The sequence below is a fragment of the Defluviimonas sp. SAOS-178_SWC genome (genome assembly GCF_039830135.1).
In the GTDB taxonomy this organism is placed as follows: Bacteria; Pseudomonadota; Alphaproteobacteria; order Rhodobacterales; family Rhodobacteraceae; genus Albidovulum.
Genome location: NZ_CP156081.1, coordinates 971,238 through 993,323 on the forward strand (window position 1 = coordinate 971,238; position 22,086 = coordinate 993,323).

A 22,086-nucleotide genomic window follows, 5' to 3' on the forward strand; every position below is an offset into this window, starting at 1 on the left:
GGGAAAGTTCAATATGGCATTGCAAGTTTTCGAAACGGGGTAACCCGGATGCATATCCCCGTTCGGACCGGTACGCCTCTTGCCGCACAGGCGTCGATGCGCTCAACTGTTCGAAACTCGCGGACGGAGCCTGAAAGCGTGCCATCCCCCCAAGACATCGTCGCTCCTGCCCGGTTTCCGCACGCGGTGCCGATGGGACTGTCGGGCATGCTGGTGCGGTTCTCGGACCTTATGGATGACGCGGCCAACCGGGCGGCCCTTGCGTTCCGCGCGGCGGTCGAGGCCGAGGCATGGGACGGCGTCGAGGAAAGCGCCACCTCGCTCGGCTCGGTCTTCCTGCGGTTCGACCCGCAGCTGACCGGTCATGCCGCGCTGGCCGAGCGCGTGGCCGCGATGCTGGCCGGCCGCGACTGGTATGCCGAAGCGCTCCCCACCGGTCGCCGGCTTTGGCACATACCTGCGCTCTTCGGCGGGCCGGAGGCGCCGCAGCTGGAGGAGGCCGCCTCCCTCGCGGGATTGTCGCCGGAGGCGGCGGTGGCGGACCTGACCGCGCGGCCAGTTCGGGTTCTCACCATCGGGTTCGCGCCGGGCCTGCCCTATATGGGGTTTTTGCGAAAGCACTGGGACATCCCTCGCCAGACGGAGCTGACGCCCATCGTGCCGGCGGGCTCGGTTATCGTTGCCGTCCGGCAGCTGATCATCTTCCCGATCCCGACCCCGACGGGCTGGCGCCATGTCGGCCAGACCGGGTTCCGCGGTTTTCGACCCGAGGCCGACAGTCCGTTCCCGCTCCGCGCCGGGGACGAGGTGCAGTTCCACGCCGTTTCGGCAGATAAGCTGGACCGCTTGCGGGGCGAGGATCCCGACGGCGGCGGGGCCTGGTCGGAGGCGCTGGAATGAGCGCGGCGCTGATGGTGCGGACTGCGGGGCCGGGGATGACCATCCAGGATCGCGGCCGGCCCGGCTGGCTGGCCGAGGGGCTGTCGCGGGGCGGCGCGGCCGATCTTCTGGCGCTTGCCGAGGGCGCGGCGCTCTTGCGCCAGCCCGCCGACTGCGCGGCGCTCGAAATGGCCGGGATCGGCGGGACGTTCGAGGCAGAGGGCGATCTTGTCGTCGCGCTCACCGGGGCGCCGATGCGGGCTCTGCTCGACGGGGCGCCACTGGTCTGGAACGCGAGCCACGCGCTCAGGACGGGCCAGCGTCTTGTCATCGGCGCGGCGGAATCCGGCGTCTACGGCTATCTTCACGTCGCCGGCGGGTTTGCGACCCCCCTTCGCTTGGGCAGCCGCGCGGCACATCTGACGGTCGGGCTCGGCGCTCCGGTCGCGGCGGGAGAGCGGCTGCCGGTCGGGGTCATGTCGCACGGCGCGCGGCCGGGGCTTCTCATCGAGGTGGCGGACCGGTTCCGGGGCGGAACGGTGCGGATCGTGCCGTCGGCGCAGACCGCGCTTTTCGCGACCGAGGACCGACAGCGGCTCGCAGCCACCGATTTCGTCCGCGACACGCGCGGCAACCGGCAGGGTGTGCGCCTTGTCCATGACGGGGAACCCTTCGCGGGCGCGGGACAGCTCAACATCCTGTCGGAGATCATCGTGCCGGGCGACATCCAGATGACCGGTGACGGCACGCCCTACGTTCTCTTGCCCGAGTGCCAGACGATGGGCGGATATCCGAGGATCGGCACGGTTGTGCCGGACGACCTGCCCATCGTCGCCCAAGCCGCGCCCGGCACACGGTTGCGGTTCCGGTTCGTCGATCTCGACGAGGCGCTCGCTGAATACCGGCAGCGGCGCGAGGGCGAGGCCAGGCGGCTCGCCGCGGCGATCCGGCCGTTGCTGCGCGATCCGGCCGCGATGACCGATCTTCTGTCCTATCAGCTTGTCGGCGGCGTGACGGCGGGGGACGATCTGAACGAGGAGGATTGCGAATGACCCGTAGTGTGGATCTGAATTCGGACATGGGCGAGGGATATGGCCCTTGGCCGATGGGCGACGACGCGGCGCTTCTGCGGATCGTCACCTCGGCCAATGTCGCCTGCGGGTTCCATGCTGGCGACCCGGACGTGATGGCGCGGACCATGCGCCTTGCCGTCGAGAACGGGGTGGGGATCGGCGCGCATCCGGGCTTTCCCGACCTTCAGGGCTTCGGACGGCGCAGGATGGACCTGCCGCACACCACGCTTGCCAACATCGTGCGCTACCAGGTCGGGGCGGCGGCGGCGATCGCCGCTTCTGTCGGTGGCCGGCTCAGGCATCTGAAACTGCACGGCGCGCTGGCGAACATGGCCGCCGAGGACGAGGCTATGGCGCGGATCTGCTACGAGGCGGCGCTGGGCGTGCAACCCGATCTGGTCGTAATGGTGCTGGCCGCGACGCAGCAGGAGCGCGCGGCGAAGGCGCTTGGCTGTGCCGTGGCGCACGAGATCTTCGCCGACCGCGCCTACGAGGACGACGCGACGCTCGTGGACCGCCGGAAGCCGGGCGCGGTGATCCACGATCCGGCCCGCGCGGCAGAGCGCATGGTGGAGATGGTGAAGGCCGGCGCGATCATAGCGGAAAGCGGCAAACGCATCCCGACGCGCATCGACACGATCTGCCTGCATGGGGACACCGCCGAGGCGGTCGAGATCGCGCGGGCGGTGCGGGCAGCGCTGGAAGGCGCGGCGGTGACGGTGGCGGGGCTTTGAAATTCAGCGGGTTACTTCGCTGGCCCGCTCTAGAACTCGATCGTCGCGCCGGTAGGTGATGCCGAAGGGGCCGGGCCTTCCCGTAAGATGAAGAATATCGCCTGCCCGAGCTTGGAACAGCGGGTCGAGTGAATAGACACAGAGCTTGGATCTGTGTTCCGGGGCAATAGGGTCCTCAAAATAGAGATCCTTTCGGCAACCTCTGTCTCCTGCGTGAAGCTTCGTCCCGGAGATCTCTAGCGACCATGATTTCGGTGATGGCTTTGAAACGGCGTTCGTGGCTACGGCCAATCCGTCCAAGATCGTGGATGCCGATAGCAACCCGAAAACCAAGATGAAGACTGCCGGCGCGGTCGCGAGAAACCCGCGCTGCAGCTTCTCGCGCCAGGTGCCCCGGTCTGAGCGCTTCTCGGCAAGGAGAAGCAGAAGGCCAAAGGGTAAGCCGAAGATGAGACACACAAGAATCAAATGTCGATCCACCATGGCCGGGATAGGCCCCGCAGAAAGGACGGATGGAGCGTCGAACAAGGCGAACATGATCGCAAGCGGGAGCGAGAAGAAGAAGCCTAACGAAGCAACTAGCGCCCAAACTGTGAAGGTGATCCGCAAGGGTCTTGGCCAGCCAGATATCCTGGCACTGACCCGTTCTGCGCGTTCGTTCGGCTTCACGCTTCACCCCCGTCGCGCTAGGTCCGGGTCCTTGGCGATGCGTTCCAGATAGCGGCCGTATTGCGTCTTGAGATAGGGCTGGGCGAGGGCGGCCAACCGCGTCTCGTCGATCCAGCCGTTGAGGAACGCGATCTCTTCCGGGCAGCCGACCTTGAGGTTCTGCCGCTCCTCTATGGTGCGGATGAATTCGGCGGCTTCGAGCAGGCTTTCGTGGGTGCCGGTGTCGAGCCAGGCGAAGCCGCGGCCGAGGGTTTCGACGTTCAGTTCGCCCGCGCCGTGGTAGAGGTTGAGAAGGTCGGTGATCTCCAGTTCTCCGCGCGGGGAGGGCTTGATCGTCTTGGCCCGGGCGGGGGCCTCTGCGTCGAGAAAGTAGATGCCGGTCACCGCGTAGGAACTCTTGGGCTTTTCCGGTTTCTCGACGATGGAGAGGACACGCCCCTCCCGGTCGAATTCCACCACGCCGTAGCGCTCCGGGTCCGAGACGCGGTAGCCGAAGACGGTGCCGCCGGTCGCGCGGGCATCGGCCGCGCGGAGCTTGGCCGACAGCCCCTCGCCGAAAAAGACGTTGTCGCCAAGGACCATCGCAGAGGGACCACCGGCGAGGAAATCCTCGGCGAGAAGATAGGCTTGGGCGAGGCCGTCGGGCGAGGGCTGCTCGATATAGTCGAAGCGCATTCCCCAGGCCGAGCCGTCGCCGAGCAGCGCCCTGAACTGCGGCAGGTCGCGCGGGGTGGAGATGATCGCCACCTCGCGGATCCGCGCGAGCATCAGCGCCGACAGCGGATAGTAGATCATCGGCTTGTCGTAGAGCGGCAGCATCTGCTTCGACACGGAATGCGTGATCGGATAGAGGCGCGTGCCCGACCCGCCCGCGAGAATGATGCCCTTGCGTGCCGTGTCGCTCATCCACTCGCCTCCAGTTCGCGGATCACCTCCGACAGGCTGCGCCGCCAGTCGGGTTGTTCTATGCCATAGACGGCCCGGATGCGCGAGCAGTCGAGCGCCGAATTCGCCGGGCGTTTCGCGGGCGTCGGATAGGCGGAGGTCGGAATGCGGGCGACCACTGGGCGGTGGGGCAGGGTGGCGCGGTCGAAGATCGCGTCGGCGAAATCGGCCCAGCTGACGGTCGGAGCGCCCGAAAAATGGAAAAGGCCGCTTTGCCCGCGCCCGTCCCGGAACGCCGTCGCAATGGTCCAGAGCGCATCCGCGATGTCGGCCGCCGCCGTCGGCCCACCACGTTGGTCGTCAACGACCGAGAGCGTGTCGCGCTCCGCCCCGAGCCGCAGCATCGTCTTCACGAAGTTCTTGCCATGGGCCGAAAAGACCCACGACGTACGCAGGATCGCATGGGGCCCGCCGGCCGCCGCGATGGCGCGTTCCCCGTCGAGCTTGGTCTGGCCATAGGCCCCGAGGGGGGCGACCGGATCGTCTTCGCGCCAAGGGCGGGTGCCGGTGCCGTCGAAGACGTAATCGGTCGAGACATGGAGGAAGGGTATGGCGGCTTGGGTGGCCGCGCGGGCCATCGCGCCGGGCGCCGTGGTGTTTGCCAGATGCGCCGTCTCGCGGTCGCTTTCGGCTGCGTCCACCGCCGTGTAGGCGGCGGCGTTGATCACGATGTCGGGGGTGGCGGTGGCAATGAGGGCGGCGCAAGCCCCGGGCTGTGTCAGGTCGGCCACCTCGCGCCCGAGCGCGATCAGAGCGGCCCCTCGGGGCGCGCGGCGGGCGAGCTCGATCCCGAGCTGGCCGGTCGTGCCGAAAACCAGCGCCTTCATCCCGTCCCGAGCCTTTTTCCGACGCCGTCGCGGTCCTGCAGCGCGCGCCACCAGTCTTCGTGGTCGAGGAACCAGTCCACGGTCCGTTCCAACCCCTCGTCGAGCGTCACTGACGGCCGCCACCCGAGTTCTGCGCGGATCCGGCTCGGGTCGATGGCATAGCGCCGGTCATGGCCGGGGCGGTCGGCGACGAAGGCGATCTGTTCGGCGTAGGGCTCGTTGCCGGGGCGCTTGGCGTCGAGGATGGCGCAGATCTTCTCGACAAGCTCGAGGTTCGTCGCCTCGTTCTCGCCGCCGATATTGTAGCTGCGGCCCGCTGCGCCCTTCTCGACGACGAGCAGGAGCGCCTCGGCGTGGTCCTCGACGAAGAGCCAGTCGCGGATGTTGTCGCCCTTACCGTAGATCGGGATGGGCGCACCGGCGAGGGCCTTGAGGATCACCACAGGGATCAGCTTTTCGGGGAAATGATAGGGCCCGTAATTGTTCGAACAGTTGGTCAGCACGACCGGCAGGCCGTAGGTTTCGTGCCAGGCCCGCACCAGATGGTCGGACGATGCTTTCGACGCGGAATAGGGCGAGCGCGGATCGTAAGGCGTGTCTTCGGTGAACTTGCCGGTGGCGCCGAGCGAGCCGAAAACCTCGTCGGTCGAGATATGGTGAAAGCGGAAGGTCGCGGGCTTCCCGGCGGCGGTCCAGTAAGCGCGGGCGGCTTCCAGCATCGTGTAGGTGCCGGTGATGTTGGTTTCGATGAAGGCGGCCGGGCCGTCGATCGAGCGGTCGACATGGCTTTCGGCGGCGAGGTGCATGATCGCGTCGGGCCTGTGCTCCGCAAGGATGCGGTCCACCGTCCTACGGTCGCAGATATCGGCCTGTTCGAAGGCATAAAGTGGGCTGTCGGCGACCACAGCCACGTTGGTCAGGCTGCCGGCATAGGTCAGCTTGTCGAGGTTCACGACGGAATGCCCGGCGCGCACCGCGTGGCGCACGACCGCCGAGCCGATGAATCCGGCACCGCCTGTGACCAAGAGTTTCATGCTCAGGCCTCGTAGACGAAGGGTGTGGCGAAATTGCGGAACAGTGGTGCGGCACGGTCCTTGTCGGACAGAATCGCCTCCACCGGGTCGATGCCCCAGTCGATGCCGAGATCGGGATCGTCGAACCGCACCGCCCTGTCGCAGTCGGGCGCGTAGAAGTCCGAGCATTTGTAGAGGATCTCGCTGTCGGGTTCCCGGGTGACGAAGCCGTGCAGGAAGCCGGCCGGGATCAGGAGCTGCCTGCCGTTCTCGGCCGACAGTTCCACCCCCGTCCATGTCCCGAAATCCGGAGAACCGTTGCGGATATCGACCGCAACGTCGAGGACGCGGCCGCGCCCGCAGCGCACAAGCTTTGCCTGGGCATGCGGCGGCGACTGGAAGTGGAGACCGCGCACCGTGCCTGCATCGCGGGAATAGGAATGATTGTCCTGCACGAAATCCAGTGTGATGCCCCCATCCGCCAGGGCCTGGCGGTTCCACACCTCCGAAAACCAGCCGCGGGCGTCGCCGAAGCGGCGCGGCGTGAGGATCAAAACGCCGGGCAGCCCGGTCTCTTCAATCAACATGTGTGCTCGATCTCGAATTGCGACGCGGGATCTTAACCCCTTGCAGACAAATGCGAAAGGGGCGCTGCCCGTCGCGCGGCGGCAAATGCCCGCCCGAACGGGCATCGTGGCGGGAAAGTTGCGCGAGAGGGCAGGAATTGCGGCATTGCGCTCTTCAAGCCCGGGTGCGATTGTTTCGCCATTGTCATTAGTCCTGAGCGATCCGTCGGGTGGTGGATGACGGGGAAACCGGGGGGCGGTGAAACCGGGGATTTCGTGCCAAGGCGCGGACTTGCTGGTAGAACCGACGCCGGCAAGGTGCCTCACTGGGCGGCGGGGTGGTCAGGATTCTCGGTTGCGCCGGAGCGGATGCCGGCGGTGGTTTTGATAAGGTATTGACGATTGAGCGACTTGAGGCGGCTGACAGGCGGTTGGCGGGAGCGCCCGCGCCACCGCAGCGGGGTGAGGCGGACGCCCGTCGAACTGGGAAGCGATTTGATGACCGAGGCGTTTAACGAATGGGCCGGCGATCCGGCCGTGACCCGATGCGCACCGTTCGGGAATTTCCCGAATGGCTGGCAGATGCGCCTTGCTTTGGTCGCGGAAAATCCTCGCGCTGCGGTGCGGCATGCCATAATCTTGTCAGATCGGCATGGGAGCAGGGGCCGGACATCGTCTGCCCTGCGTCAAGCAAGTTGGGACGAGGATGGCCTGCCGCCGGAGGGCGGCAGTCGGAGAGGGCGCCGCGCCGGCGGATGCAAGGAGGAAGGCGGACGATGAGTGTCATCTCCAAGCGTATACTCGTCACCGGTGGCGCCGGGTTTCTTGGTTCGCATCTCTGCGAGCGGCTGATCGACGCAGGGCACGACGTTCTTTGCATCGACAACTACTTCACCGGCCGCCGGGCGAATGTCGCGCATCTGATCGGCAATCCGCGGTTCGAGATCATGCGCCATGACGTGACCTTCCCGCTCTATGTAGAGGTCGACGAGATCTACAATCTCGCCTGTCCCGCAAGCCCGATCCATTATCAGCACGATCCGGTGCAGACGACGAAGACATCGGTCCACGGCGCCATCAACATGCTTGGGCTGGCCAAGCGGTTGCGCGCGAAGATCCTCCAGGCCTCGACATCCGAAGTCTACGGCGATCCAACCGTGCATCCGCAGGCCGAGGCCTATTGGGGCAACGTCAACCCGATCGGGTTCCGGTCCTGCTACGACGAGGGCAAGCGCTGCGCCGAGACGCTGTTCTTCGACTATCACCGCCAGCACAGGTTGCGCATCAAGGTCGCACGTATCTTCAACACCTACGGGCCGCGGATGCATCCGCAGGATGGCCGCGTCGTCTCGAACTTCATCATGCAGGCTTTGGCGGGCGAGCCGATCACCATCTACGGGGACGGCAGCCAGACCCGGTCGTTCTGCTTTGTCGATGACCTGATCGAGGCCTTGATCCGGCTGATGGAAACCGGCGACGACATCACCGGGCCGATGAACATCGGCAACCCGGTCGAAATGTCGATCCGCGAACTCGCCGAGGCGGTGATCGAACTGACCGGGTCGACATCGAAGCTGGTGTACGAACCCTTGCCGCATGACGATCCGGTTCAACGCCAGCCCGACATCGGCTTTGCCCGCCGCGCCCTTGGTTGGAAGCCGGAGGTCAAGCTTCGTGACGGGTTGACCCGGACGATTGCCTATTTCACCGCGCTCCGCGAGGAGTTGCAGGAGCCAGGAGGGCGCAGCAATGGCTGAGCGCAACGGATCGGTGGCGGACCGCCCGAGCTTCGGGCGCGCGGTTCTCTGGATCGCGCTGGCGGTGCTGGCCTGTCTCAGCGTGTTCCTCGTGAACGGCCGGCCTCTCTTCTACTTCGACACCGTCGGTTACATCTCGCAAGGGCACACCGCGCTCCGGCAGCTCGGGATCAGGGGCGAATCGCCCCTTGCCGCGCGGATCGAGAAACAGGAGGCCGAACGGGCGGCGAATGCTGCCGCAGGGCTTGCCAAACCCGACATGGCGGAGATCGAGGCCGAGAACACGGTCGACGGATCGCGGTCGAGCGTCTATGCGCTGCTGACCGGGATCATGGCCCGGCTTCACGCGATCGAAGGCCTGATCCTCCTGAACGTCGCCGCCGTTCTGGTCGCGCTCTGGCTGCCCATGCGTGTCGCCGCACGGCGATGGGGATTGCCGGTGCCCGTCTCGCAGGCGGTGGCGATGCCGGTCATCGTGGCGTCGCTCGGGTCCTTGCCGTTCTTCATCGCCTATCTCATGCCCGACACGTTCGCGCCGGTCCTCCTCCTCGTGGTGGCGACGCTGACGGTATTCAGCCGTCAGATGCGGCCGTGGGAGGTTCTTCTCGCGGTGGCGCTCGGCTCGCTCGCGATCGTCTCGCACCTGTCGCACCTCGCGATCGGGGTGCTGATGGTGCCGGTCTCGGCGCTTGTCGCGGTGATCCTGTCGCGGCGGCGTTGGTGGCTGCCGCCGGCGCTGGTGCTCGTCATTGTCGGTATCGGATTTGCCGAGCAAAGCGTCCTTCGCTCCGCCGCCAAGGCGATGTCGGATGCAGAGGTCGTCATCAAGCCCTACATCACCGCCCGGCTCATCCAGGACGGGCCCGGCATGACCTATCTCGACAAGCATTGCCCGGACGAAAACATCCCGACCTGCAAGCTTCATGCGGCCCTTCAATGGTCGGACGACCCCTACCGCATTACCGCGAGCCATATCGTCTTCGAGACGTCTGCCCGGCTGGGCTCTTTCCGGCTGATGACGCCCGAGGATCAGAAAGCCGTCGCCGATGACCAGATCGGGTTCTTCTTCGATGTCCTGAAGGATCAGCCGGTGGCGACGTTCATGGCGTTTCTCAAGAACACCTTCATCCAGTCGGGCTGGGTGGCGGTCGATCTGACGATCCCCACCGACAAGATCGTGGCGCAGAACGAAGATGTCAGCGGCCTTGCCTTCAGTACCTTCGACCACGGCCGGATTACCCGCGATACCAGCTGGCTCGGCCCGCTGACGGCATGGCACGAAATCTTTTATGTCCTGTCGCTGGTCGTGATCCTCGCGCTCGTCCTCCTGCCGCGCAGGGTGCCCGGTGAGGTCAAGGCCCTCGCGGTCATGGTGATCCTCGGAATCCTCGCGAACGCGCTGGTCTGTGGCGGCATCTCGCAACCCTCGACCCGCTACGGGGCGCGGGTGATCTGGCTCTTGCCGCTGATCGCGACGGTGATGGTGGTCTTCGCCCGAAGGGCCCGCCAGTTCGATGCCGCGACGGAGGTGCGGGGATGACGCCAGCCGGTGCCGTGACGATTTCGGTCGTGATGCCGGCCTACCGGGCCGAGGCGCTGATGCCGCGCGTGCTGGCGCCGCTTCTGGCGATGCAGGCGCGCGGCGAGGTTGCCGAGATCCTCGTCGTGGACGATCAGTCTCCGGACGCGACGGCGGATGTCGCGCGGAGCCTCGGCGCGAAAGTGCTGACGACGCCGCGGAATGGCGGGCCGGGGCTGGCGCGCAACCTGGCGGCCGAACACGCGGTTGGCGACGTCCTCTGGTTCGTCGACAGCGATGTGATCGCCTGGGAGGACGGCGCGCTGAAACTCCAGTCGGCGTTTGCCGATCCCGGGGTCGCCGCCGTCTTCGGATCGTACGACGCAGCGCCGGACGGGGCGCCCTGGTTCTCGCGCTACAAGAACCTGATGCACCGTTTCTACCACCAGACGGCGGAGCGCGATGCCCGAACCTTCTGGGCGGGCTGCGGCGCTGTGAGAAAGGACGTATTCCGCCGCATCGGCGGGTTCGACGTGGATACCTACAAGGTGCCCTCGATCGAGGATATCGAGCTTGGCTACCGGATCCGCCGCGCCGGCGGGCGGATCGTTCTCGACCCGACGCTGCACGGCAAGCACCTGAAGGTTTGGACCCCGAAGAACGCGATCCACACCGATATCTTCCGCCGGGCACTGCCTTGGTCCCGGCTGATGATCTCGCGCGAAGGTGTCGCGAACGATCTCAATACAAGCCATGCGGAAAAGGCGAAGGCCGGGATCGCGGGGCTGTTGCTTCTGTCGATCGTCGCGCTGCCGTTCGCACCGGCGCTTTGGCCGGTGACGCTCGGCCTCATGGCGCTGGCGGTCGCGGCGAACTGGGGATTCGCGCGGTTTCTCTACGTGAACGGAGGCGTCGGCTTTGCCGCGCGGGCGCTTCTCTATCATCAAGTCTACTACGTCTATTCGGCGGCCGCCTTCGTCTGGTGCCTGTTCGAATATCATGTGCTCGGCGTGAAGAACCGGCTGCACGTGCCGTGAGGCACAGGAAAGACGGGGGCGGAACGCGAAAGGGTACGGGTGAAGGGAATGAAGGATATGGAAGACAGGATGGCCGATACGGGCGAAGCGATGTCGCTGGTGTCCGACGTCGACGGCATGTCGCTGAGCGTCGTGATCCCCGCCTATAACGAGGAAGGCGCGGTGCGCGCGACCATCGAGGACGTCCGCGCGGCGCTGGAGCCCCTGGGTATTCCCTACGAGATCATCGTCGTCGATGACGGGTCGGAGGACGACACGCTGGAAATCGCCCGCCAGACCGGCGTGATCGTCGACAGCAACCAGGTCAATACCGGCTACGGCGCGAGCCTGAAGCGCGGCATCAAGCGCGCGCAGCACGAATATGTCGCGATCATCGACGCCGACGGCACCTATCCGCCGCGCTACCTGCCGGAAATGCTGGCACTGTGCCGCGATCAGGACATGGTCGTCGGCGACCGCGGGGCGGCGATGAAGAACGTTCCTTGGATCAGGAAGCCCGCGAAGTGGGTGCTGAACACCTTCGCGTCGTTCCTGGCCGAGCGGAAGCTCAACGACCTCAATTCCGGGTTGCGCGTCTTCCGCAAGTCGGAACTGGTGCCGTTCATCCCGCTTCTGCCGCAGAAGTTTTCATTTACCACGACGATCACGCTCTGCATGTCGTGCAACGGCAAACGGATGATCTATACGCCGATCGAGTACGGCAAGCGGGTGGGCAAGTCGAAGATCCGCCCTGTCGATTTCATCAACTTCATCATCCTCGTCCTGAGGATGACGGTGCTGTTCAACCCGCTCCGGGTCTTCATTCCCCTCGGCCTCGGTTTGATGGCCTTGGGTGGGGTGAAGTTCATCTACGACGTCTGGATGGACAACCTCTCCGAAACGACGATCTTCGCGTTCCTGTCGGCATTGATCATCTGGTCGCTCGGACTGATCGCCGACATGATCTCGCGCCTGCATCTGAGGCCTTGACGTGGCTCTGACCGGAAAGGCGATGCGCAAATGGGCGATCCGCGCGGGCGGGTCGGCGGTGGCGCTGTCGCTGATCTTCTGGTTCCTGCCGAAAGAGGCGATCTTCGAGGGCTTCGCGCGGCTGAGCTGGCCGTTGTTCCTGTCGGTCCTTCTCGCGTTCCTTCTGTGCCATGTCGTGACCGCGTCGAAATGGTGGCTCCTCATGGACCGGGCGATCCCGCTGCCGACGGCGCTTCGGGCGCATTTCGCCGGGCTCGCCGCCAATCTCTGCCTGCCGGGTGCGGCCGGCGGCGACGCGGTGCGGGCCGCGATGGCGCATGCGCGCCTGAAGGATGGGCCGAAGGTGGCCGCCGCCGCGATCGGGGACCGGCTGATCGACCTCGTGGGGCTGGCCTGCCTGACGCTGACCGGGCTCTTGCTGTTGCAAGGCGGGGAGGGCAGCACCGCGCTTGCCGTGACCATTGCCGGGATCGTCTTCGCGATTGCCATCGTCGGGCTGTTCGTCTTCCCGCGCGTCGCGCGACTCGTCTGGTCGCGGTGGCCCGGCCTGCCGGCGCGCGACCTCGCCTTCCGCGTGGCGGATGCCTTCGCCGCCCTTGGCCGGCGGCCGGGGCTTCTGCTCTTTACGCTCGCCCTCTCGGCGGGGGTGCAGGCGGTGCTGATCCTGCTGTCGATCCATCTCGCCGAGGCGGTGGGCGTTCATGTCGCGACGGCGGCGTGGTTCTTCGCCTGGCCGCTCGCCAAGATCATCGCCACGCTGCCCCTGTCGCTCGGCGGGCTCGGGGTTCGGGAAAGCTCGCTCGCCGCGCTTCTCGTCCCGTTCGGGGCGGCCGCCCCTGCGGTCGTGGCTTCGGGCCTTGCCTGGCAAGGCATCCTTTACCTCGCGGGCGCGCTTGGCGCGCTGATCCTCGTCGCTTCGGGCGGCGGGTTCGGCGCCGCGCCCTCGCAACTTCCGGAGATTTCCGAGTGACGGCAGAGACTAGTTCGAAAGCCGGCGACCTGCCGCGCGTGACCGTCCTTGGCGCGGGGCCGGCCGGGATCGCGGCGGCCTTTGCGTTGACCAAAGGCAAGGCCGAGGTCGAGGTGCTGGAGCGCGCCGCCGTTGCGGGCGGCAATTCGACCTCGTTCCAGATCGACGGCATCTGGTGCGACTACGGTTCGCACCGCTTCCACCCGGTCGCAGACGAGAATGTTCTGGCCGATGTGAAGGCGCTTCTGGGCGATGACCTTCTCTTGCAGCCGCGCCACGGGCGCATCCGCCTTGGCGGGCGCTGGATCCATTTCCCGCTGAAGCTTCAGGACGCGATCCTGCGCCTGCCGCCGGCCTTCGCGGCATCGCTGATCGGCGACATGGTCCTGAAGAAGTTCCGGCGGAAATCGCAGGGGCCGAAGAGTTTCTCGTCGGTCCTCTACGACGGGCTCGGCCCGACGATTTCGGAGAACTTCTATTTCCCCTACGTGAAGAAGCTCTGGGGGCTCGATCCCGACAAGCTGGCGGTGATGCTGGCCGAGCGGCGCGTTTCGGGCAGTTCCATCGGCAAGATCCTCGGCAAGATGATGAAGATGCTGCCGGGGATGCGGGGGGCGACGACGGGGCGCTTCTACTATCCGAAAAAGGGGTTCGGCCAGATCTCGCAGGCGATGGTCGCGGCTGCCGAAGGGCAGGGGGCCGCGTTCAGGTTCGGCGCCGACATCGTCCGGATCGAGCGGGACGGAACGCGGGTCACCGCCGTCGTTACCCGCGACGGCGGCGAGGAGCAGCGCCACGAGGCCGATCAGGTGTACTCCACAATTCCCCTCACCACCGTCGTCAAGCTGATGGACCCGCCGCCGCCGCCCGAAGTGGTGATGGCCGCGCAGTCGATCCGGTTCCGCGGCATGATCCTCGTCTACCTTATCCTCGAGGCCGACCAGTTCACCGAATACGACGCCCATTACTTCCCGGAACTGTCGATCCCGATCAGCCGGATGTCGGAGCCGAAGAACTACAATTCGGCCACTGAGCCGACGGGCCGCACGATCCTCTGCGCCGAGCTTCCGTGTGATCCGGGCGAAAAGTGGTGGGACATGACAGATGAGGCATTGGGCAAGCATTACTGCGAATGGCTCGGCAACCTCGGACTGCCGGTGAAGATGCCGGTGCTCCGTTGCGAGACGCGGCGAATTGCCCACGCCTATCCGGTCTACGACCTCGACTATCAGCGCCATTTCGAAACGGTGGACAACTGGCTCCTCGGCCTCGACGGCTTCCTGAGCTTTGGCCGGCAAGGCCTTTTCGCCCATGACAACACGCACCACGCCTTCGCGATGGCCTATGCGGCCGCCGACAGCCTGACGGCGGAAGGGCACGTGGACCGGGCGGCCTGGGCGGCGCACCGGCACGAATTCGAAAGCCACCGGGTCGAGGATTGAGCTTGTCCGGACCGGTCGTCGACATCCTGATGTATCACTCGATCTCGAAGCGCGGCGGCGCGACGTCGATCGCGCCCGCGATCTTTGCCGAACAGATGGCCGCAATCACCGAGGCGGGGCTGCCGGTCATCACGCTCGACGATCTTCTTGCCGCGCGCGAGGGAAAGGCCCGACTTGCGCCGCATTCGCTGATCCTGACGTTCGACGACGGCTTTCAGGACTTCGCCGACGCGGCGTGGCCGGTCATGGCAAGACACGGCTTCCGCCCCATCGTCTATCTTCCGACCGCCTATATCGGCCGCGCCGAGGGCTGGCACGGCATCGCCGATCCGCCACGGGCGCTGATGGGCTGGGGCACGATCCGGGCGCTGGCGAAGGAGGGCGTGGACTTCGGCAGTCACACCGTCCACCATCCCGATCTCGACAGCCTGTCCGAAGAAACGCTCGAGGCGGAGCTGGTGCGCTCGCGGAGCGAGATCGAGGACCGGCTGGATGCCCCGGTCCGGCATTTCGCGCCGCCTTACGGGATCGCCGGGCCGGAGGTTCGGGCGCGGATCGCGGAAAGTTATCATTCGTCGGTCGGCACGCGCCTCGGTCAGGCCGGGCCGGGGGACGATCCGTTCGATCTGCCCCGGATCGAGATGTTCTATTTCACCGACCGCGCCCGCTGGCGCGCGCATCTTGCGGGGCGCGGTGCGGCCTATCTTGCCGCGCGGCGGGGGCTTCGCGCGCTGAAGGGGGCGGCGATGAAGCCGTGGAAGGGGCTGTGATGCCGGGGCGGGGCCGATGAGCGTCGGACACAAGTTCATCAGGGGCGTGGCCTGGATGCTGGCCGGCGGCTGGACGGAACAGGCGATCAATTTCGTCGTCTTCGTCACCATGGCCAAGATCCTCGGGCCGGAGCTTTACGGCCTTCTCTCGATGGCGGCGGTCTTCATCGTGCTGGCCGAGGCCCTGGTACGCGAAAGCGTGTCGGAATACCTGATCGCCGCGCCCGATCCGGTGGCGGAGGACTACAACGCGACCTTCTGGCTCACGGCCGGGCTCGGTCTGGCGCTGGCCGTGCTGCTCTGGTTCCTCGCCGGGCCGATCGCGGCGCTTTACGGCCACGCGGAGGTGGCGGGGCTGATCCGGGGCCTGTCGGTCACGGTCCTGATGATCGCCTTCACCGCCGTGCCCGTGGCGATCCTGAGGCGGGAGTTCAACTTTCGCGTCCTGTCCTTGCGCGCCATCGCCGGGGTGATCGTCGGCGGGACGGTCGGGGTCGGCATGGCGCTGGCGGGCTACGGGGTCTGGAGCTTCGTCGGCCAGTGGATCGCGATGATCGCCACGAACGTGGTCATGGCCTGGACCGCGGTCGCCTGGCGGCCGGGAATTGTGACAACCCGTGCGCATCTGGCGCGGGCGGGGGCGTTCGGGGCGCAGGTGCTCGGCCTTCGCGCGGCGGAACTGGCGGCGGCGCAGTTGCCGACGCTGATCATCGGCGCGACGCTCGGGCCGCTGGCGACGGGCCTTTATTCGGTGTCGTGGCGACTGGTCGAGACGCTGACCTTCCTCATCTCCACGCCGCTGCGCATGGTCTCCCAGCCCGCCTTCGCGGCGGTGACGCGGGAAGGCGGGCGCGCTGGCGATCTCCTTCTCGACATCGCGCGGCTGACCGGCGTCGCGGCCTTCCCGTTCTTCGTCGGCCTTGCGGTGGTGGCAGAGCCGGTTTTGCGACTGGTTTTCGGCACCGAATGGCTTGGCGCCGCGCCGGTCCTCTCGGTTCTTGCCTTCCTCGGCCTCTACTTCTCTATAGCGATGGTGCAGCAAAGCTTCTGCCTCGCGGCCGGCAAGGCGGGGGAGATCACGATGCTGACCTGGGCGAATGTGGCGCTGGGCGCGGTTCTGATCCTGATCGCATCGCGCTGGGGGCTCGTCGCGATCACCGCCGGCTTCGTCGCGGCGCATTACATCCTGTGGATCTTCCGCTACCGGCTGGTGGCGCGGATCGGGCGGATGGCGGTCCTGCCGCTCATCACCTGCAACATCCTTCCGGCACTCGCGACGGCGGCGATGGCGGTTGCGGTGCTTGCCGTCCAGCACATGCTCGCGGGCGCGCCGCTTGTGGTCAACGTGGTGGTCAGCATCCTGACCGGCGTTCTGGTCTTCGCGGTGCTCGCTTTGCTGCTGATGCGGGACCGGATCGGGCTTTTCCTTTCCTATGCGCGGCCGGCGCCGCAGGGCGGAGGGGCGGTATGACATCGCTCCGCATCGTCATGTTCACCACCTTCTACCCGCCCTATTCCTTCGGTGGCGACGCGATCGGCGTTCAGCGGATGGCGCGCGCCCTGGCGGCGCGGGGGCACGACGTCAGCGTCGTGCATGACGAGGACAGCTACCTCATTCTCGGCGGCAAGCCCCAAAGCGAAGGCGCACCGGACGGGGTGCGGCGGATCGGGCTCAGAAGCCGTCACGGCCTCATGTCGAACCTTCTGACGCAGCAGCTTGGCCGCCCGGTCGTCCATGCCGCGCGGATCCGCGAAATCCTGGCGGAGCGCAAGCCGGACATCATCTGGCACAACAACACCTCGCTGATCGGAGGGCCCGGGCTTCTGCCGATGGGCGATGGGCTGAAGATCTACGAGGCGCACGAGCATTGGCTGGTCTGCCCGACCCACGTGCTTTGGCGGTATGGGCGTGAGCTGTGCGGCGAACGGCATTGCCTGAAATGCCAGCTCAGCTACAAGCGCCCGCCGCAACTCTGGCGCCATACCGGCATGCTCGACCAAGCGCTGGATCACATGGACCTGATCATCGCGAAAAGCGAGTTCAGCCGCGCCAAGCACCGCGAATTCGGGCTGAGGCAGGAAATGGAGGTGCTGCCCTATTTCCTGCCCGACCTGTCAACGCTCGCGGCGCCCTACACCGGCCATCCGCGCCCCTATTTCCTCTTTGTCGGGCGGCTGGAGAAGATCAAGGGATTGCAGGACGTCTTCCCGGCGATGGACCGCGTTCCCGAGGCCGATCTACTGATCCTCGGCGATGGCGACTATGCGGGCGAGTTGAAGCGGCTTGCCGCCGGCCATCCGCGTATCCAGTTCCTGGGCCGCAAGTCGCCCGAGGAGTTGAACGCCTATTATCGCGGCGCCTTGGGTCTTGTCGTCCCGTCGGTCTGCTACGAGACCTTCGGCATCATCCTGATCGAGAGCTTCCGGCTTGGCACGCCTGTCATCGCCCGTCGGCTCGGGCCGTTTCCCGAGATCGTGGAAACCTCGGGCGGGGGTGCGCTTTTCGAGACGGAGGAGGACCTCGTCGCGGCCATGCGCGGGCTTCAGGAGGATCCGGCGCGCCGGGCGTCGCAGTCGCAGGCGGCGCGGGACGCGTTCGGCGCAATCTGGCGCGAGGACAGGGTGCTTGCGGCCTATGGCGCATCGTTGGCACGCGCCGCGCACCGGAAGGGCGATGCCGGGCTTGCCCGAGCGTTGGAGGCCGGGGCTTTCGAGGCCGTCGCTTAAGGGGCCAGGGTTGCGATCCTGTGCGCGTTGGCCATGACCGAAAACGTGATCGTCGTGGCCGGGATTGCCGGCAGCGACGAGGCGTCGATGACGTGGAGGCGGGTGAGGCCGTGCGGCCGGCCAAGCACGTCCGATGTGCCGGGCGTTGGTTTGTCCGACATCGGCACCGACCCGCCGACATGGAAGCTCGACCCCGGCGCGCCGGGGCGGCTCGCGAAGGTCAGCGCGAAAAGCCCGGCCTTGCCCATCGCCTTGCCGATCCGCGACGCCGCACCCTTGAGAACCTGATCCATGACCGGGTTTTCCTCAAGCCGGGGCAGGAGCCGTCCGCTCCGCCCAAGGCTCAGGCCGATCCGGTGGGAATGGTCGGAATGGAGAAAGATCTGCGCCACGATCAGGCGTCGGGCGAGCGCGGTGAATGCCGGCGCCGAGAAGGGGAGTTTCGAACCGTAATTGGCGATCAGGTCGCGGGCATAGTGCTCGTTCCAGCTATAGAGCTGGGAGTGCACGAGATGTGGCGAAACCTCGGGGGCGTCAAGCTCGACGAAGATCTGCGGAAGGGTGTGGAACGCACCGCGATCCGGGCGGGCCTTGTTTCGCCACAGCTGGATCATCGGAAGAAAGGCGTGCTGGCTGTCCTTCAGCACTAGCTCGCCGTCGCCGGGCATCGAGGCGAGGAGGATGCGCGCGGTCTCAAGCACTCCGGCGCCGAGGAAGGCGCGGGTGCCGGCCATCGAGGTGCCGTCGTCCAGGTGGAGGGTGATGCCGCCGTCGGTCTCTTCGAACCGTGTTACGGCCGCGCCGGGTCTGTAACGGAAGTTCGGATCGGCGCGAAGCTCCGCAAGCGTGTCCGTCGCCGACCAGATCAGGCCGAAAGGGCAACCATGCAGACAGAGACCGCAGCGCCGGCAGGCGGCGTCAACGGCTTGCCGTGCGGCCCCGAAGCGAACCCCTTGTGCGGCGAGGGCGTCGTGGCCGCGTGAAAGGCGGCCGAGGAGCGCCTCCGCCTGCACGGTGGGCGGGATACCGGCGCGGCCAGTGGCAGGGAAAACCGGCAGCAAATCGTCGAGATCGTCGGCGCGGCCGGCGACCGGCAGAAATTCTGCCACCGCCCTGTAATGCGGCGCGAGGTCGGATGCGGTGATCGGCCACCCCGCCATATCCTCTTGCCGGTAGGGCAGGACCGCCGAGCCCCAGAGGTTGGACAAGCCCCCCACCGCCCGCGAGGCGCGGAGCGCCATCCAGCCGGGCAGGTCGGCGAAGGTCGCGGCCCCGGCTTCCATCGCGAAATCGGAGCCGAAGCGGCGTATCTGACCCGGCGGTGTCGCATATTGCGGCGCCATCCAGGCGTCGCGCTCCGTTTGTCCCCAGCCGGCCGGATCGGTCGCGGCGAGGGCGACGCGTCGGGCTTCGGCCTCCGCCTCCAGCACCTTGCCGCCGTCGAGCATCAGGACCGTCCGCCCCCGCGCGAGAAGTGCCTTTGCGGCCGACACCCCGGCGGGGCCGGAGCCGATGACGATATCGGGCGCGTCAGTCACGGCGGAACACGATCACGTTGCCGTCGCCGAGCGTGCCGCCAAAGCAGCGGACCGTCTTCAGCACGGTCTTCTCCGGTCGGTCCGGCGCGCAGACATCCGAACCGCCGATACCGGCGTCGAGCGCCATCTGCGGCACATCGCGGAAGTTGCGGCCCGGAAAACCGACGACGAGGATCACCGGGCCGGGTTCGGCCAGCGCTGCCTTGTATTCGTCGTCGGTATAGATCGCGCCCCAGTCAGCGCCGTAGAAGCCGCGGAAATCCTGTTCGGAATAGCCGACCGCATAGACCCGTTCACCCGGCTGGCGGAGGCTTTGGGTGAAGGCATAAGCGCCGGCGAGGTCCTGTTTCGGGAAATCGTAGTTGCGCTTGGCGAGGAAGGCCGAGATCGCGACCAGAGCCACGGCTAAGAGCGCGAAGAGACCCCGCGACACCCGCTCTCCGCCGATGAAATGGGCGATGACGGCGCAGGAGAGCTGGACGCCCGCGACGAACAGGAGCATCAGGAAGCCGATATCGACGAAGAAGAAGCGCGGCCAGATCCGCATCCCGACCGCCATCAGGATACCGGCGGTCAGGCTGATATGGAGGAAGGTCGTGATCGCGAAAAGGGGCGCGTCGCGGTGCAGCGCAATGGCGCCGAGAAGCGACACCGCCAGCACCGCCGCGCCGACGAGCGCCACGATCGGGCCGGTCTGGCCGATGCCCGTCCGGATCGCCTCGAACGCGGTCCAGACCGGGTTCTGGTATTCTTGCATCACGTCGGTGGCGGAGCTCTCCGACACGGTCGAGACGGTGTCGAGAAGGCTCGGCAGGATCGGCAGGTAGAGGAGCGCGGCGATGAGGCCGCCGATGAGAAAGCCCATGAAGGGCAGGCGGAAGGTGGCGCCGTCGAGTTGCCCCCGCAGCGCGCGGGCGATGACAACGGCGAGCCAGATGAGCCCCTGCGCCAGGAAGAAGAAGGCGCCCGTGAGATGGGTGAAGACCGCTGCGGCGAGGCAGAGCCCGTAGAGCGCCCATGTCCCCCGCGTCGGCGTCTTCATCCCGCGCAGGAAGAAGAGCATTCCGAGCGTCGAGAAAAGCGCGAGCCCGGTATAGCCGCGCGCGTTCTGCGAAAACCAGATCTCGTGGTAGGAGAGCGCGAGGAGGAGCGTGGTCACATGGGCGATGAGCGCCCCGGCGATGTCGCGGGCAAGGACCCACATCGCGGCGAGCGTCCCGAGCCCGAAGAGCATCGCCGGCAACCGGATCGCCCAGGGCGCATCGCCAAAAAGGCTCATCGACGCCTTGGCGGCAATGTTATGCAGGTAATGGTGATTCATCGAATAGGACTGGATCATCTCGCCCCAGCCGAGATTGACATGGGTGACGAGCGTCTGGATCTCGTCATGCCACATCGGCGCATTCAGCCCCCAGATGCGGAGCGCCGCTGCAAGGACGACGATCGCCGCAAGCCAGAGATAGTCGCGCTGTCCTGAGCCCTGCATCGCCGGCCTCAGGCCGCCATCGCGGCGCGTTTTTCGGCGACGATGTCGGCGATGATCTCCGACAGCGGGCGGCGCGGACGGAATCCGATCGTGCGTTCGAGCTTGGAGACGTCGGGCAGGCGCCGGGCCATGTCCTCGAACCCTTCGGGATAGACGTCGCTGTAGGGGATGAGCTTGATTTCCGATGGCGATCCGGTGGCGGCGATGACCTCCTCGGCCAGTTGCCGGATCGTCACCTCCTGATCGTTGGCGACGTTGAAGACCTGACCCTGCGCGGCCGGTGTCGCCATCAGGCGCACCAACGCCTCGACGACGTCGGCGACATGGCCGAAGCAGCGCGACTGCTCGCCGGTGCCGTGCACCATGAGCGGCCGGCCTTCGAGGGCGGACTGAACGAAATTCGGCAACACCATGCCGTAGCGCCCGGTCTGGCGCGGGCCGGTCGTGTTGAAAAAGCGCAGGACGATGGCGGGTAGGCCGACCTCACGTACGTAAGCCAGCGTCAGGAATTCATCGAGTTGCTTGGCAGAGGCGTAGGACCAGCGCAGGTTCTTCGTTGCGCCGATGGTGAGATCGTCATCCTCGCTGAACGGGAACTTCGTGGCCTTGCCGTAGACTTCGGAGGTCGAGGCGACGAAGGTCAGCTTCCTGTCCTTCAGCGCCGCCTTCAGAACATTCTCGGTGCCGTTGATATTGGTCAGGATCGACCGCGAAGGTTCGTCCATGATCAGCTTGACCCCTACGGCGGCGGCGAGGTGAAAGATCACTTCGGCCTCGTCCGTGAGGGACTGGACGAGGCCGGGATCGAGGATCGTCCCTTCGACCAGACGGAAGCGGTTGTGGCCAGCGAGCGACGTGAGGTTTTCGCGCCGGCCGGTGGAGAAATCGTCGAGTGCGGTGACGGAATGTCCTTCTGCGATCAGACGTTCGGAAAGATGCGAGCCGATGAAGCCGGCGCCGCCCGTAATCAGGATCCTCATATCACCTCACGCGAATTCAGACGCTTAATGCTACGCGGGATCGTAACACGCGGAATCTGCCACTGCCATGAGGATGTCACGACTGTAGCGGGGTTCGGAAACAGTGACCGCCTCTGGCTCCTGGCGCGTCGTGCACGGGAACGATTTTGCGGCGAATCCCGTCCGCGGTCAGGCGTCGCGCGGCC

20 protein-coding genes are annotated in these 22,086 nt (G+C 66.4%); 12 read left to right on the forward strand and 8 right to left on the reverse strand.

Translation table 11 applies throughout. The features are described 5' to 3' along the window. Positions 1–138: 138 nt before the first annotated feature. From V5734_RS05735 to V5734_RS05745, 3 genes are read left to right on the forward strand one after another with little or no spacing between them, the layout of a single operon-like run. Complete coding sequence (locus tag V5734_RS05735; protein ID WP_347312542.1) at positions 139–900, forward strand: 5-oxoprolinase subunit B family protein; 762 nt, start codon at positions 139–141, stop codon at positions 898–900. Continuing rightward, positions 897–1,931: a biotin-dependent carboxyltransferase family protein gene (locus V5734_RS05740; RefSeq protein WP_347312543.1), complete on the forward strand. Its 1,035-nt coding sequence runs from the start codon at positions 897–899 to the stop codon at positions 1,929–1,931. Before V5734_RS05735 ends, V5734_RS05740 begins: the two co-directional genes overlap by 4 nt. Then, positions 1,928–2,686 carry a LamB/YcsF family protein gene (locus tag V5734_RS05745; RefSeq protein ID WP_347312544.1) on the forward strand — a complete coding sequence of 253 codons (759 nt, stop codon included), beginning with the start codon at positions 1,928–1,930 and terminating at the stop codon, positions 2,684–2,686. Before V5734_RS05740 ends, V5734_RS05745 begins: the two co-directional genes overlap by 4 nt. A 3-nt stretch (positions 2,687–2,689) precedes the next feature. Here V5734_RS05745 and V5734_RS05750 read toward each other — a convergent pair whose 3' ends face one another. From V5734_RS05750 to rfbC, 5 genes are read right to left on the reverse strand one after another with little or no spacing between them, the layout of a single operon-like run. Continuing rightward, positions 2,690–3,355 carry a hypothetical protein gene (locus tag V5734_RS05750; protein ID WP_347312545.1) on the reverse strand — a complete coding sequence of 222 codons (666 nt, stop codon included), beginning with the start codon at positions 3,353–3,355 and terminating at the stop codon, positions 2,690–2,692. Positions 3,356–3,358: 3 nt separating this feature from the next. Then, a complete protein-coding gene (rfbA, locus tag V5734_RS05755) occupies positions 3,359–4,261 on the reverse strand; it encodes a glucose-1-phosphate thymidylyltransferase RfbA (RefSeq protein ID WP_347312546.1) in 903 nt (300 codons plus the stop codon). Continuing rightward, a complete protein-coding gene (gene rfbD / locus V5734_RS05760) occupies positions 4,258–5,127 on the reverse strand; it encodes a dTDP-4-dehydrorhamnose reductase (protein ID WP_347312547.1) in 870 nt (289 codons plus the stop codon). Before rfbD ends, rfbA begins: the two co-directional genes overlap by 4 nt. After that, the gene (gene rfbB, locus V5734_RS05765) at positions 5,124–6,161 is read right to left on the reverse strand and encodes a dTDP-glucose 4,6-dehydratase (protein WP_347312548.1); all 1,038 of its coding nucleotides are present in this window, start codon (positions 6,159–6,161) and stop codon (positions 5,124–5,126) included. The genes rfbD and rfbB overlap by 4 nt, the downstream gene beginning before the upstream one ends. Before the next feature lie 2 nt (positions 6,162–6,163). Beyond that, positions 6,164–6,727: a dTDP-4-dehydrorhamnose 3,5-epimerase gene (gene rfbC, locus V5734_RS05770; protein ID WP_347312549.1), complete on the reverse strand. Its 564-nt coding sequence runs from the start codon at positions 6,725–6,727 to the stop codon at positions 6,164–6,166. A 755-nt stretch (positions 6,728–7,482) separates the two neighbouring features. Here rfbC and V5734_RS05775 point away from each other — a divergent pair. Genes V5734_RS05775 through V5734_RS05815 form a run of 9 tightly spaced genes read left to right on the forward strand, consistent with a single transcriptional unit; the run spans position 7,483 to position 17,897 of the window. Further along, complete coding sequence (locus V5734_RS05775; protein ID WP_347312550.1) at positions 7,483–8,463, forward strand: UDP-glucuronic acid decarboxylase family protein; 981 nt, start codon at positions 7,483–7,485, stop codon at positions 8,461–8,463. Next, on the forward strand, positions 8,456–10,003 hold the full coding sequence (locus V5734_RS05780) for a hypothetical protein (protein ID WP_347312551.1): 1,548 nt from the start codon (positions 8,456–8,458) through the stop codon (positions 10,001–10,003). Before V5734_RS05775 ends, V5734_RS05780 begins: the two co-directional genes overlap by 8 nt. Further along, positions 10,000–11,019: a glycosyltransferase gene (locus V5734_RS05785; RefSeq protein ID WP_347312552.1), complete on the forward strand. Its 1,020-nt coding sequence runs from the start codon at positions 10,000–10,002 to the stop codon at positions 11,017–11,019. Before V5734_RS05780 ends, V5734_RS05785 begins: the two co-directional genes overlap by 4 nt. Positions 11,020–11,067: 48 nt before the next feature. After that, positions 11,068–11,988 carry a glycosyltransferase family 2 protein gene (locus V5734_RS05790; RefSeq protein ID WP_347312553.1) on the forward strand — a complete coding sequence of 307 codons (921 nt, stop codon included), beginning with the start codon at positions 11,068–11,070 and terminating at the stop codon, positions 11,986–11,988. Position 11,989: 1 nt separating this feature from the next. Then, entirely contained in the window at positions 11,990–12,958 is a 969-nt protein-coding gene (locus V5734_RS05795) for a lysylphosphatidylglycerol synthase transmembrane domain-containing protein (RefSeq protein WP_347312554.1), read from the forward strand. After that, a complete protein-coding gene (locus V5734_RS05800; RefSeq protein ID WP_347312555.1) occupies positions 12,955–14,400 on the forward strand; it encodes a protoporphyrinogen/coproporphyrinogen oxidase in 1,446 nt (481 codons plus the stop codon). Before V5734_RS05795 ends, V5734_RS05800 begins: the two co-directional genes overlap by 4 nt. A gap of 2 nt (positions 14,401–14,402) precedes the next feature. After that, positions 14,403–15,170 (forward strand): polysaccharide deacetylase family protein, encoded by a 768-nt coding sequence (locus V5734_RS05805; protein WP_347312556.1) that lies wholly within the window; start codon positions 14,403–14,405, stop codon positions 15,168–15,170. A 16-nt stretch (positions 15,171–15,186) separates the two neighbouring features. Beyond that, positions 15,187–16,641 (forward strand): lipopolysaccharide biosynthesis protein, encoded by a 1,455-nt coding sequence (locus tag V5734_RS05810; RefSeq protein ID WP_347312557.1) that lies wholly within the window; start codon positions 15,187–15,189, stop codon positions 16,639–16,641. Then, on the forward strand, positions 16,638–17,897 hold the full coding sequence (locus V5734_RS05815) for a glycosyltransferase family 4 protein (RefSeq protein WP_347312558.1): 1,260 nt from the start codon (positions 16,638–16,640) through the stop codon (positions 17,895–17,897). Before V5734_RS05810 ends, V5734_RS05815 begins: the two co-directional genes overlap by 4 nt. On the opposite strand, the gene V5734_RS05820 is transcribed toward V5734_RS05815, so the two are convergent. Genes V5734_RS05820 through V5734_RS05830 form a run of 3 tightly spaced genes read right to left on the reverse strand, consistent with a single transcriptional unit; the run spans position 17,894 to position 21,901 of the window. Then, positions 17,894–19,435 carry a GMC oxidoreductase gene (locus tag V5734_RS05820; RefSeq protein ID WP_347312559.1) on the reverse strand — a complete coding sequence of 514 codons (1,542 nt, stop codon included), beginning with the start codon at positions 19,433–19,435 and terminating at the stop codon, positions 17,894–17,896. The genes V5734_RS05815 and V5734_RS05820 overlap by 4 nt on opposite strands. After that, entirely contained in the window at positions 19,428–20,921 is a 1,494-nt protein-coding gene (locus V5734_RS05825; protein ID WP_347312560.1) for a glycosyltransferase family 39 protein, read from the reverse strand. The genes V5734_RS05820 and V5734_RS05825 overlap by 8 nt, the downstream gene beginning before the upstream one ends. A gap of 8 nt (positions 20,922–20,929) precedes the next feature. Next, positions 20,930–21,901 carry an NAD-dependent epimerase/dehydratase family protein gene (locus V5734_RS05830; protein WP_347312561.1) on the reverse strand — a complete coding sequence of 324 codons (972 nt, stop codon included), beginning with the start codon at positions 21,899–21,901 and terminating at the stop codon, positions 20,930–20,932. Positions 21,902–22,086 lie beyond the last annotated feature (185 nt).